At 62.6% G+C, this 12,344-nt stretch carries 13 protein-coding genes; 2 read left to right on the forward strand and 11 right to left on the reverse strand.

The genetic code is table 11. The features are described 5' to 3' along the window. Positions 1 to 20: 20 nt before the first annotated feature. The 6 genes from DNK10_RS23980 to oscA all read right to left on the reverse strand — a co-directional run bounded on the left by DNK10_RS23980 (position 21) and on the right by oscA (position 5,069). Positions 21 to 779, reverse strand: a complete 759-nt coding sequence (locus DNK10_RS23980; RefSeq protein WP_131193288.1) for a sulfite exporter TauE/SafE family protein — start codon at positions 777 to 779, stop codon at positions 21 to 23. 130 nt (positions 780 to 909) lie between these two features. Continuing rightward, positions 910 to 1,902, reverse strand: a complete 993-nt coding sequence (locus tag DNK10_RS23985) for a sulfate/molybdate ABC transporter ATP-binding protein (protein WP_131193289.1) — start codon at positions 1,900 to 1,902, stop codon at positions 910 to 912. A gap of 60 nt (positions 1,903 to 1,962) precedes the next feature. After that, a complete protein-coding gene (gene cysW / locus DNK10_RS23990) occupies positions 1,963 to 2,829 on the reverse strand; it encodes a sulfate ABC transporter permease subunit CysW (RefSeq protein ID WP_131178315.1) in 867 nt (288 codons plus the stop codon). A gap of 10 nt (positions 2,830 to 2,839) precedes the next feature. After that, complete coding sequence (gene cysT, locus DNK10_RS23995; RefSeq protein ID WP_131178314.1) at positions 2,840 to 3,652, reverse strand: sulfate ABC transporter permease subunit CysT; 813 nt, start codon at positions 3,650 to 3,652, stop codon at positions 2,840 to 2,842. 80 nt (positions 3,653 to 3,732) lie between these two features. Continuing rightward, positions 3,733 to 4,734, reverse strand: a complete 1,002-nt coding sequence (locus tag DNK10_RS24000; RefSeq protein ID WP_131178313.1) for a sulfate ABC transporter substrate-binding protein — start codon at positions 4,732 to 4,734, stop codon at positions 3,733 to 3,735. A 152-nt stretch (positions 4,735 to 4,886) separates the two neighbouring features. Continuing rightward, entirely contained in the window at positions 4,887 to 5,069 is a 183-nt protein-coding gene (oscA, locus tag DNK10_RS24005; RefSeq protein WP_042554215.1) for a sulfur starvation response protein OscA, read from the reverse strand. A gap of 255 nt (positions 5,070 to 5,324) precedes the next feature. Between oscA and DNK10_RS24010 the strand changes: the two genes are divergently transcribed. Continuing rightward, positions 5,325 to 5,906, forward strand: a complete 582-nt coding sequence (locus DNK10_RS24010) for an alpha/beta hydrolase (RefSeq protein WP_131193290.1) — start codon at positions 5,325 to 5,327, stop codon at positions 5,904 to 5,906. A 109-nt stretch (positions 5,907 to 6,015) separates the two neighbouring features. Further along, positions 6,016 to 6,966 carry a sigma 54-interacting transcriptional regulator gene (locus tag DNK10_RS24015; protein ID WP_131178311.1) on the forward strand — a complete coding sequence of 317 codons (951 nt, stop codon included), beginning with the start codon at positions 6,016 to 6,018 and terminating at the stop codon, positions 6,964 to 6,966. 238 nt (positions 6,967 to 7,204) lie between these two features. On the opposite strand, the gene modC is transcribed toward DNK10_RS24015, so the two are convergent. From modC to DNK10_RS24040, 5 genes are all read right to left on the reverse strand, one after another. Beyond that, positions 7,205 to 8,299, reverse strand: a complete 1,095-nt coding sequence (gene modC / locus DNK10_RS24020; RefSeq protein ID WP_131193291.1) for a molybdenum ABC transporter ATP-binding protein — start codon at positions 8,297 to 8,299, stop codon at positions 7,205 to 7,207. Next, on the reverse strand, positions 8,296 to 8,979 hold the full coding sequence (gene modB / locus DNK10_RS24025) for a molybdate ABC transporter permease subunit (protein ID WP_131193292.1): 684 nt from the start codon (positions 8,977 to 8,979) through the stop codon (positions 8,296 to 8,298). Before modB ends, modC begins: the two co-directional genes overlap by 4 nt. A gap of 330 nt (positions 8,980 to 9,309) precedes the next feature. Further along, the gene (modA, locus tag DNK10_RS24030) at positions 9,310 to 10,017 is read right to left on the reverse strand and encodes a molybdate ABC transporter substrate-binding protein (RefSeq protein WP_244216317.1); all 708 of its coding nucleotides are present in this window, start codon (positions 10,015 to 10,017) and stop codon (positions 9,310 to 9,312) included. Between the two features lie 290 nt (positions 10,018 to 10,307). After that, positions 10,308 to 11,168 (reverse strand): glycine betaine ABC transporter substrate-binding protein, encoded by an 861-nt coding sequence (locus DNK10_RS24035; RefSeq protein WP_131178307.1) that lies wholly within the window; start codon positions 11,166 to 11,168, stop codon positions 10,308 to 10,310. Positions 11,169 to 11,381: 213 nt separating this feature from the next. Beyond that, positions 11,382 to 12,326 (reverse strand): choline ABC transporter substrate-binding protein, encoded by a 945-nt coding sequence (locus DNK10_RS24040; RefSeq protein WP_131193294.1) that lies wholly within the window; start codon positions 12,324 to 12,326, stop codon positions 11,382 to 11,384. Between the last annotated feature and the right edge of the window lie 18 nt (positions 12,327 to 12,344).

Genomic DNA, 12,344 nt, shown 5'->3' on the forward strand with positions numbered 1-12,344 from the left:
GGCGCTGCTGACCCGTGGCCTCAGAATCCACCGCGCAGCGCCAGATCCGCGCCGAGCAGTAGCAGGCCGATAAAGAACCAGCGCTTGAAGCGCTCCGGGCTGATGCGCCGGCGTAGCCATTGGCCGCCGGCCATGCCCAGAAGGGCTGGCAACAGCGCCAGGGCGGATATGCCTAGCACTGCTGGCTGCAGCAGTTCGCCGCTGTGCCCGAGGCTCAGCGCGAGGGCCAGGGTCGAGACGCTGAACGACAGGCCGAGGGCCTGCACCAGGTCGTCCTTTTCCAGGCCGATGGCCTGCAGATAGGGCACCGCGGGAATCGCGAACACGCCGGTCACTGCCGTGATCGCTCCAGTCGTGGCGCCGATCAGCGGGGCCAGCCAGCCTTCATGAGCCGGTCTCACGGCGAAACGCACCGATGCCAGGCCAAGTACTGCGTAGAGGATCAGCGCCAGACCCAGCCAGCGTGTGGCGTTCGGCAGGTTCTGGCCCTGCAGGTAGAAGCCGGTGGCCAGGGTGCCGACCATGATACCCAGCAGCTGTGGCCATAAACGGCGCATCATCGGTAGCGGGCTACGGCCGTCGCAGAGTTGCCAGATATTGGTGACCATCGACGGAATGATCAGCAGCGCCGCCGCCTGCATCGGCATCATCACCAGGCCCAGCAAACCGACCGCTATGGTGGGCAGACCGAGGCCGACCACGCCCTTGATCATACCTGCGAGCAGAAAAGTGAACAGGATCAGCGGCAGGTAGGCGGCGAGGCCGTCGAAGGTGAGCATGCGAACGCATCCATAGGGTGGCAGAGCCCCATGTTAGGTCAACGGAAGTGGTTTGCGAGAATGGATCGGCGCTGGTCATCGGCGCCCGGGTGATCACCGTGCCCATTGGGGCACGGTGTGGTGCAGGCTTTTAGCTGGCCGCGGTGACCGGTTTGCCGCCCTTGGGCTTGAAGTACAGGGTGGCGCCACGGCTGAGGTTGTCCAGGCTGAGGTGATCCTTGGCCACTTCGGCCTCGATCAGTTCGTCCTGGCCTTCGACCTTCAGGGTGATGCGGGTGATGGCACCGAGCAGGCGGATATCGCGCACTTCGCCCGCCTTGTGGTCGGCCTGTGGTTCGGTGGACAAATGCACTTCGTGCGGGCGGAACAACACGTGGTGGTCGTCGCCGACATACAGGCGGTTGGCGTCACCGAGGAAGTGGTAGACGAAGTCGCTGGACGGCTTCTCGTAGACCTCGCCCGGCGAACCGATCTGCTCGACCACGCCCTTGTTCATCACCACGATGCGGTCGGCCACTTCCATGGCTTCTTCCTGGTCGTGGGTCACGAACACGCTGGTCAGGTGCACTTCTTCGTGCAGGCGCGCCAGCCAGCGACGCAGCTCTTTACGCACCTTGGCGTCAAGGGCGCCGAAGGGTTCGTCGAGCAGCAGCACCTTGGGTTCCACAGCCAGCGCACGGGCCAGGGCGATACGCTGGCGCTGGCCACCGGAGAGCTGCTCCGGGTAGCGGTCGGCCAGCCAGTCGAGCTGTACCAGATTGAGCAGGTCGTGCACCTTCTTCTTGATCACGTTTTCGTTCGGGCGCTCGCCCTTGGGCTTCATGCGCAGGCCGAAGGCGACGTTGTCGAATACGGTCATGTGGCGGAACAGGGCGTAGTGCTGGAACACGAAGCCGACCTTGCGATCGCGCACGTCGTGCTCGGAAACGTCTTCGCCGTGGAACACGATGCTGCCGCTGTCCGGAACTTCCAGGCCGGCGATGATGCGCAACAGGGTGGTCTTGCCGCAGCCGGACGGGCCGAGCAGGGCCACCAGCTCACCGCTGTTGATGTTCAGGTTGATGTCGTTGAGCGCCTTGAACTGGCCAAAGTGCTTGTTGATGCCTTGAACTTGAATACTCATGGGTTACACCTGCTGATCTGTGTTGCCTGGGCTGCGCTCAGGCGCAACCGGCGGAATGATTCAATCGTCCTGATTCGCCTTGAGCTGCCGGCTCAGGCGCGCTTCGCTCCATTGGCGAAGCAGCAACACGACCAGGGCCATGACCAGCAACAGGATGGCCACGCTGAACGCGGCGACGATGTTGTATTCGTTGTAGAGAATCTCGATGTGCAGCGGCAGCGTGTTGGTGTAACCGCGAATGTGCCCGGAAACCACCGATACCGCGCCGAACTCGCCCATCGCCCGCGCCGTGCAGAGCACCACGCCGTAAACCAGCGCCCATTTTACGTTAGGCAGCGTGACATGCCAGAACATCTGCCAGCCATTGGCGCCGAGCAGGCGAGCGGCTTCCTCTTCGGTAGTGCCCTGTTCCTCCATCAGCGGGATCAGTTCGCGCGCGACGAAGGGGAAGGTGACGAAGATGGTCGCCAGGACGATGCCCGGTACGGCGTAGATGATCTGCAGGTTCTGATCCTGCAGGTAGGGCGCCAGCTTGCTCTGCGCGCCGAACAGCAGCACGTAGATCAGGCCGGCGACCACCGGAGAAACCGAGAACGGCATGTCGATCAGGGTGACCAGCACGCTCTTGCCGCGGAACTCGAACTTGGTCACCGACCAGGCCGCAGCGACACCGAACACCAGGTTCAGCGGCACGGAAATGGCCGTGGCCAGCAGGGTCAGCTTGAGCGCGGAAATGGCGTCCGGCTCGCGGATCGCTTCCCAGAAAAACGCCAGGCCACGGCTCAGGCCCTGGGTGACGACGATGTACAACGGCAGCACGAGGATCACCGCGAACACCGCCCAGGCGATGACGATCAGGGCGATGGCGCCGGGGGAGCGGCGTACCGGGCGCGCAGCCGTGTTCTTGCTAAGGGTTGCAAGGCTCATGACGGGCTCCTCAGATTTGCGGCTGGATGCGGCGCTGCAGCAGGTTGATCAGCAGCAGCAGGATGAACGAGACCACCAGCATCAGCACGCCAATGGCGGTGGCGCTCGGGTAGTCGTACTGATCCAGCTTGGAGACGATCAGCAGCGGCAGAATCTCGGTCTTCATCGGAATGTTGCCGGCGATGAATACCACTGAACCGTACTCACCGACACCGCGGGCGAAGGCCAGGGCGAATCCGGTGATCCAGGCGGGCAGCAGACTCGGCAACAGCACGTGCCAGAACACTTGCAGCGGCTTGGCGCCCAGGCAGGAAGCCGCTTCTTCGACTTCCTTGGGGAAGTCCGCGAGTACTGGCTGCAGGGTGCGCACCACGAACGGCAGGGTGACGAACACCAGCGCCAGGGTGATGCCCAGTGGGGTGTAGGCGATCTTGAAGGGGAACAGCGAGCCGATCATGCCGTTGGGGGCATACAGAGCGGTCAAGGCGATACCGGCCACCGCGGTGGGCAAGGCGAACGGCATGTCGACCATGGCATCGATGATGCGCCGGCCAGGGAAGGTGTAGCGCACCAGCACCCAGGCGATGACGGTGCCGAGAATGCCGTTGAGCAGGGCTGCCGCCAGGGCGGTGCCGAAGGACAGCTTGAGAGAGAACAGCACCTGGCGATTGGTGATCAGGTTCCACCACTGCTCCAGCGACAACTGCAGCGAGAAGAGGAACATGGAGCCCAGCGGGATCAGCACCACCAGGGCGAGATAGGTCAGGGTGTAGCCCAGAGTCAGCCCGAAGCCGGGTATGACCGAGGAGGTTCGACGAGACATGGAGAGTCCTTTTGATCAGGTCCGCAGAGCGAAGCCCGCCATTCCTTCAGGAATGACGGGCTTCGTCGATCGGGCTGAACTTACTGATTGATCTTCTTGAAAATGTCGTCGAACACGCCGCCGTCGTCGAAGTACTTGGGCTGTGCGGAAGCCCAGCCACCGAAGTCCTTGTCGATGGTGACCAGTTCCAGATCCTTGAACTGATCCTTGAACTCGGCAGCCACTTCAGCGTTACGCGGGCGGTAGAAGTTCTTCGCCGCGATGCGCTGGCCTTCATCGCTGTACAGGTACTGCAGGTAGGCCTCGGCGGCCTTGCGGGTGCCTTTGCGGTCGACGTTCTTGTCGACTACGGCTACCGGCGGTTCGGCGAGGATGGACAGCGACGGGGTGACGATTTCCAACTGGTCGCCGCCTTCTTCGGCCAGCGACAGGTAGGCTTCGTTTTCCCAGGCCAGCAGCACGTCGCCCAGGCCACGTTGCACGAAGCTGATGGTCGAACCGCGGGCGCCGGTGTCGAGAACCGGAGCGTGACGGTACAGCTCGGTCACGTATTCCAGGGCTTTTTCGTCGCTGCCGTACTGCTTCTTGGCATAGGCCCAGGCCGCCAGGAAGTTCCAGCGAGCGCCGCCCGAGGTTTTCGGGTTCGGGGTGATGATTTCGACGCCATCCTTGACTAGGTCATCCCAGTCCTTGATGCCTTTCGGGTTGCCCTTGCGAACCAGGAAAACGATGGTCGAAGTGTAGGGGGTGCTGTTGTCGGCCAGGCGGGACTGCCATTTCGGATCGATCAGCTCCTGGTTCAGGTTGATCGCGTCGATGTCGCCGGACAGCGCCAGGGTCACCACGTCGGCCTGCAGGCCGTCGATCACCGCACGGGCCTGTTTGCCCGAGCCGCCGTGGGATTGCTGGATGGTCAGGGCTTCGTTGCCTTGTTCCTGCCAGTGCTTGTTGAAGGCCTTGTTGAATTCGACGTACAGCTCACGAGTCGGGTCATACGAAACGTTGAGCAGGGTCTGGGCGGAAACCGGGCCGGCTACCAGGGCGCTGGCGAGTGCGGCAAGTGCGAAACGGCGAATGGACATGGTGAAGCTCCTCGATACTGAATACGGTGCTGGGCGTGTTTGGCGTGCTCTTTTATTCGATACCTGCTCTAGGCCGGCATTCGTGGGTTACATCGGGAGTAGCGGTAGGGGTTCATGCTGGGCGGCCCGTCGTCGGGTTGGCGAAACTGCTATCAGGCGTTCTTGCTACCGGATTGCTGCAGGCGGAATTTTTCTTTGCGTTCGATCTGAACCACCTGGCCGTTGTGCACGGTGATTTCTACCGAGCCGAACTTCAGGCCGTTCAGGGCGCTTTGGATCTCGCGCAGGATGGTGGCGTCATCCTGGCCTTCCAGATTGCGAAGGGTTGCGGTCATGGCTAAAAGGCTCCTTGCCCTCGTTCTAGATGCGACGACTGTCGGCTGTGGGGCGTGGAGCGGATACTAGGGAATCTGAAATATTCTTAAAAATACTGTTTAAGAACATTTATATTTCTTATTGATATATAGGCGATTTGCGGCTGCTACGGATCGCTATTTGCTTATATGGAATAAGTAAATAAGTTCTTATTCTTTTTAGTCTCTTTCTTGGCCTCCTACACTGCAAGCCATGCAGATACAGGAGGCGCCCTTATGCGCAGTGAAGCGATTCGATACCTGATAGTGCCGGGCTGGCAGGGCTCGGGCGACGACCATTGGCAAAGCCACTGGCAGCGCAGCCTGCCTAACAGTGTGCGGGTCGAGCAGCTGGACTGGCTGACGCCACGCCGTGAGGATTGGGTCGCGGCCCTGGAAAAGCAGATCGCCGCCGATCCGCGGCCAGCGATTCTCATCGCCCATAGCCTGGGTTGCGTCACCGTCGCCCACTGGGCTGCACAGGCGCCGGTGGCTTCGCTGCGTCGGGTGCGCGGTGCGTTACTGGTCGCGCCGGCCGATGTGCAACGCCCCAACTGCCCTGAGCCGTTGCGCAATTTCGCACCGATTCCCCAGCATCTGCTGCCGTTCCCCAGCCAACTGGTCGGTTCCGACAACGACTCGGCTGCCAGTGCTGCGCGCGTCATCGAGCTGGCCCGCGAGTGGGGCAGCGAGACCGCCATCCTCAGCGGTGCCGGGCATATCAATGTGAAGTCCGGGCACCAGCGCTGGGAGCAGGGGTTCGCCTACCTGTTCCGATTGCAGAGCCGGATAGAACAGCAGATGCGTCGTCGCGCCTGAGAAGCGCTGGCCGGTACCGGCTCGCTGGCCTTCATAGCGGCTTGAGCGCACTTCGCTAAGTCCATTTTCCCACTGGTCGTCTGCGGCCTGACCTCAAAGAGAGTGTGTTATGAACCTGTCATCGGCTGGCGATCAGTCGCTGCTGATTTTTCCCGACGCGGACAAGAGCCCACTGAGTATTCGTGCCAAGGCACTGGTGTTCATCGATCCACGAACCCGCCAGTTGCGCGAAGAAGTCGAACGTCTGGCCGGTTTGCCAGTGCCGATCCTGATTCAGGGGGAAACCGGTACCGGCAAGGAGTTGCTGGCGCGGCACATCCATCGGGCCAGCGAGCGCCCCGGCCTGTTCGTCGCCCTCAGTTGCAGCGGGTTGAGCATCAATCATGCCGAGGCCGAGCTGTTCGGCTACGTGGCCGGTGCCCATCAGGGTGCGCCCAGCAGCCGTGCCGGCTGGCTGGGTTCCGCCAATGGCGGCACTCTCTATCTGGACGAGATCGCCGACCTGCCGCTGCCCTTGCAGGAGCAACTGCTCAGCGTGCTGGAGACCGGTGAGGCCTGGCGGGTTGGCGCGGCGCAGCCGACGCCGCTGGATGTGCGCCTGGTGGCGGCTACCAGCATCGATCTGTGGCAGGCCGTGAAGGCCGGCAAGTTCGACGAGCGCCTGGCCCACTACTTGAGTGATGGTCGCCTCGAATTGCCGCCGCTGCGCGAGCGGGTCGGCGATGTGCTGCCGCTGGCCGAGTACTTCCTCGGTATCTATGCCCAGCGTCTGCGTCTGCCGCTGCCTGGCATCAGTCTGGCCGCCCAGGCGGTGCTCGAACGGCACGACTGGCCTGGCAATACCCGTGAACTGGAGAACGTGGTGCACTTCGCGCTGCTGGTTTGCGGCGCCGACGAGATCGACGCGCAACACCTCAATCTACCGGCGGCACTGCCGCTGAAACGCATCGAGTACGCGCTCGAGCAACTGATCGATGATGGCGATGCAGCGCAGCTCTCTGCGCTGCGCGAGCTGCTACGCCGCGCCGAGGCACGGGCACCGGTGTTGGCAGCCTCGTAAGCAGCCGTTGCGTTTCGCTGCGCTCAATCCGGGCTACGGAATGCGGTGTGCTACGCAGGATGGCTTGCCGTAGGGTGGGTGAGGCGCTTGTTACGCTGGCGAACACGGCACAGGTTCGGTTGCGCCGTAACCCACCATGTATGCAACACGGAAGATCGCCTGGTGGGTTACGCGGCGCGCCGCTATCGAAGTGATTGAAAATCCACGATCCAACGCCGCTAACCCACCCAGCCAGGGGTCAGGACGCCAGCAGCGACACCGATTTGACCTGTGCCCACAGCGGTTGCCCGGCTCGGATACCCAGTTGGTCGAAGGAGTAGCGGGTGATGCGCGCGATGATGCGTTGTTCGCCCAGCTGCAGTTCGACCAGCCGGTGGGCCGGGTTGGGCAGATCGAACCAGCGCTCGACCGTCGCCGGCAGCAGGTTGAGCACGCTGCTGTCCCGGGCCTGTTCCAGGCTTAGGCTGACGTCGCGGGCCTTGATCTTGATCCGCACCTGGCGTCCGGCCGGCAGTGGCGCGTGGGCCAGCCTCAGGCAGGCCGTGCTGCCGGCCAGGCTGATATCGAGCAGGTCGTAGCGCGCATCGTGACGCTCGACCTGCCCCTCGATCACCGCCTCGGCATCGTCCTCGAAGATGAACGGCAAATCGCTGCGAATCAGCGTTTCCTTGAGCGGCCCGCTGGCCTTGACCTGGCCTTCGTCGAGCACCACCAGGTGATCCGCGAGGCGCGCCACTTCGTCCGGTGCATGGCTGACATAGAGGATCGGGATATCCAACTCGTCATGCAGACGTTCCAGATACGGCAGCACTTCCTGCTTGCGCTTGAGATCCAGCGCGGCCAGGGGCTCGTCCATCAACAGCAGGCGCGGGCTGGTGAGCAGGGCGCGGGCCATGCCGACGCGCTGGCGCTCACCGCCGGAGAGACGATCCGGCAGGCGCTGCAGCAGGTGCCCGATGCCGAGCAGCTCGACCGCCTGTTCAAGGGGCACGCGACGTTCGGCCCTGGCGATGCGTTTGAGGCCGTACTGCAGGTTGCGCAACACCGACAGGTGGGCAAACAGGTTGGCATCCTGGAATACGTAGCCGACCGGGCGTCGGTGGGCGGGCAGCCAGATGCCGTTGGCGCTGTCCTGCCAGGTTTCGCCGTTTATCTGCAGGTAGCCGCTGCCCGGCCGCTCCAGCCCGGCGACGCAGCGCAGCAGCGTGGTCTTGCCCGAGCCGGAATGGCCGAACAGGGCGCTGACGCCGCGGCCAGGCAACTGCAGGTCGACATCCAGGGTGAAGCCGGGATGCGCCAGGTTGAAGCGGGCGTGGATCTGCGTCTCTCTCATGACCAGGCCTTCTGGCCGCGACGGCCGCTGGAGTAGAGCGCCAGCAGCACCAGGAAGGAGAACACCACCATACCGCCGGCCAGCCAGTGGGCCTGGGCGTACTCCATGGTTTCCACGTGGTTGTAGATCTGCACCGAGGCCACCTGGGTCTTGCCGGGGATGTTGCCGCCGATCATCAGCACCACGCCGAACTCACCGACGGTATGGGCGAAACCGAGGATCGCCGCGGTAAGAAAGCCCGGCCTGGCCAGCGGCAGCACCACAGTGAAGAAGGTATCCCAGGGCCCGGCGCGCAGCGTCGCCGCCGCTTCCAGAGGCGCGCGGCCCATGGCTTCGAAGGCGTTCTGCAACGGCTGCACCACGAACGGCAGGGAATAGAAGACTGAACCGATCAGCAGCCCGGCGAAGGTGAAGGTCAGGGTGCCCAGGCCGAGTGCCTGGGTCAGTTGGCCGAAGAATCCGTTGGGGCCCATGCTGATCAGCAGGTAGAAGCCGATCACCGTCGGCGGCAACACCAGCGGCAAGGCGACGATGGCGCCGATCGGTCGCTTCAGCCAGGAGTCGGTGCGTGACAGCCACCAGGCGATTGGCGTACCGACCAGCAGCAACAGCACAGTGGTCAGGGTGGCCAGCTCCAGGGTGAGGAGAATGGCGGCGAAGTCGTTGGGGCCCAGAGGCATGCAGTGGCCTTTCAGCTGTTGGTGACGAAAAAAGCGCCGGAGCGGGCTCCTGATCTTCAGACGCAGGCTCCAGTATTTCAAACGGATGGCTGCAGAAAGCCGTAAGCGGACGGTCGTAGGATGGGTGAAACCCATCGGAAATTGATGGGTTTCACCCATCCTACGGGCTGTAGAACGTAGCCTGGATTAGCCGCAGGCGTAATCCGGGGCCGAAGGCCGTGATCCATGGTTCAACGCGAGTCACCGACCGGCTGCTTCCGCCTTATAGCGGCCATCTATATCGCCTGACCCCTTGCTGCATCAGCACGCAAGAGATCGTTAACGGGCTCTTTAAAGCTGGTAACCGTAGGACTTGATGATTTCTGCGGCTTTCGGGCCTTTCAGGTAATCGACCAGCGCCTTGGCGGCCGGATTATCCGCGCCTTTCTTGAGGATGAGAGCGTCCTGGCGGATCGGCTCGTACATCGCTTCGGGCACTATCCAGGCCGAACCGCTGGTGATCTGGCCATCCTTGTACACCTGGGAGAGGGCGACGAAGCCCAGCTCGGCGTTGCCGGTAGAGACGAACTGCAGCGCCTGGGTGATGTTCTGGCCTTCGACGATCTTGCCTTTCAGCGTGTCGCTCAGGCCCAGCTTGTCCAGTGTCTGGGTCGCTGCAAGGCCGTAGGGTGCAGCTTTCGGGTTGGCGATGGACAGGTGCTTGAAGTCGCCTTTCTCGAGCACTGCGCCCTTGTCGTCGACGAAGCCTTCCTTGGGCGACCACAATACCAGAGTGCCGATGGCGTAAGTGAAGCGTGAGCCGTCCACGCTCTGGCCTTCCTGTTCGAGCTTGGCTGGTGTGCTGTCATCGGCGGAGAGAAAGACCTCGAAGGGCGCGCCATTGGTGATCTGCGCGTAGAACTGCCCGGTGGCCCCGTAGGAAGCCTGCACGCTGTGCCCGGTGTCCTTTTCGAACTCGCTGGCAATGGCCTGCATCGGTGCGGTGAAGTTGGCGGCGACCGCTACCTGTACTTGATCGGCGAGGGCGTTGCCCGCCATGGCGAGGCTGGCGCAAAGAACGAAAAGCGGACGAACGAGGCGGGTGCGCATGGACAGCTCCTGAGGGTGTGGGCCGCGAACGGCGGCCACTTACGGTAACGCTATATACAAAAATATATGGCGATAGGGAAGTGAAACCGTCCGCTCGTTCAATCTATGTGCGCTGTTCGCTTGTGCTGGGTGGAGTATTTCGCCGTGGAGCGAGGACTTCTCCAGCGGCCAAAACGAAAAATGCCAGTCAGATCGCCTGACTGGCATTTTCGAGACGCCGCGTTAGCGGGCTGTCAGGGTTACTCCAGCCACTCGGCGACGCGATCCGGGTTCTTGTCGATCCATTGCTTGGCCGCTTCTTCCGGCTTCACGCCGTCGCGGATGGACAGCATCACCGCGCCCACTTCTTCGGCGCTCCAGGACAGCTTCTTGAGGAAGGCCGCGGCTTCTGGCGCCTTGGCTTCCAGGCCCGGATTGGCCACGGTATCGACGTGCTCGGCTTCGCCGAAGACGTTTTTCGGGTCTTCCAGGAAGCGCAGTTTCCATTGCGCGAACATCCAGTGCGGAATCCAGCCCGTCACCACGATCGGCTTCTGCGCTTTCTCGGCGCGGGTCAGGGCGGTGGCCATGGCCGGGCCCGAGCTCGGCATCAGCTTGATGCTCTTGAGGTCGTATTCCTTGATCGCGTCTTCGGCACGGCGCATCACGCCAGCGCCGGCATCGATACCGGTGATCTTGCCGTCGAAGTCCTTGGCATATTTCTCCAGGTCGGCGATGGTCTTGGCTTCCACGTATTCCGGCACGATCAGGCCGATCTTGGCGCCGTCGTAGTTGGTGCCCAGGACGGTGACCTTGTCCTTGAGCTTCTCGAAATATTCACCGTGGGTGGCTGGCAGCCAGGCGGAAAGGGTGGCATCGAGGTCGCCGCGGGCCAGGCCCTGCCACATGATGGCGGGTTCGACCGGCTGCAGGGTGACGTCGTAACCCAGTTTGGTCTTGAGGATTTCACCAGCGACGTGGGTGACGGCGACACTGTCGTCCCAGCCATTCACGTAGCCGATTTTCAGAGCGGGTTTGTCCGCTGCCATGGCGCTGGACATACCCATGGCCAGGGCGGCGACACCGAGGCTCTGTAGGCAGAGGCGTTTGAAGTTGTGCATAGGTCTTGCTCCGTCAGTGAGTGGCAGTTCGGGTGGTTTACTGGCTCGTTCTGATCGCGGGCCTTGCGGCACCGGCTGTGCAGAGCAGGGCATGGCCCTGTTGGCACCGGGCGCATGGGAGGCACGCCTCCCGGCGGACAGGCTTCGCACCTTGCGTCGCCTGTCTGTACCTGACCCGGTCGCTGGCAACCGAGTCGCGGTGAGTGCGGGTTCTTACAACCCGACGAATTTCTTCACAGCGGCAGCGCCGTCCTGACCGTCGAAGGTGGTGACACCTTCCAGCCAGGTGTCGAGAACCTGCGGATTAGCCTTGATCCATTCCTTGGCCACGGCGGCCGGATCCTGCTTCTCGAGCACTTTCTCCATCAGCTGGCTTTCGATATCGACGTTGAACTGCAGGTTGCTCAGCAGTTTGCCAACGTTGGCGCAACGCGCTTCGTAGTCTGGCGGTACCACGGTGTAAACCTTGGCGGCGCCGTAATCCGGGCCGAACACGTCGTCACCGCCGGACAGGTAGGTGATGTCCTGCTGGGTATTCATCGGGTGCGGTGCCCAGCCGAGGAAGACCACCGGCTCCTTCTTGCGAATCGCGCGCTGTACCTGCACCAGCATGCCGGCCTCGCTGGACTCGATCATCTTGAAATCGCCGAGATCGAAGGTGTTGCCCTTGATCATGCCGTCAATCAGCAGGTTGCCGTCGTTACCCGGCTCGATGCCGTAGATCTTGCCACCCAGCTGATCCTTGAACTTGGCGATGTCCTGGAAGCTCTTCAAGCCCGCTTCTGCAGCGTAGGTCGGTACGGCCAGGGTGTATTTGGCGCCTTCGAGGTTGGCCTTGGGCAGCACCTTGACGCTGTTGTCCTTGGTGAACGGTTCGATCACCGAGTCCATGGAGGGCGCCCAGTAACCGAGGAATACGTCGATCTGCTTGTTCTTCACGCCGGTGAAGGCGATCGGCACCGAGGCCATGGTCTTGCGCGGCTGGTAGCCGAGGCCTTCGGTCAGCGTCATGGCCACACCGGTGGTGGCAGCGATGTCGGCCCAACCGATTTCGGCGAAACGCACCTGCTTGCAGCTCGCCGGCTCCTGAGCCCAGGCGCCCTGCATCAATGCGCAGGACAGCACGCCCACGCCCGCCGCCTTGTAGAAGTTGTTCATTCGCGGATCCTTGTAAAG

The sequence above is a fragment of the Phytopseudomonas daroniae genome (assembly GCF_004327275.1).
GTDB lineage: Bacteria > Pseudomonadota > Gammaproteobacteria > Pseudomonadales > Pseudomonadaceae > Aquipseudomonas > Aquipseudomonas daroniae.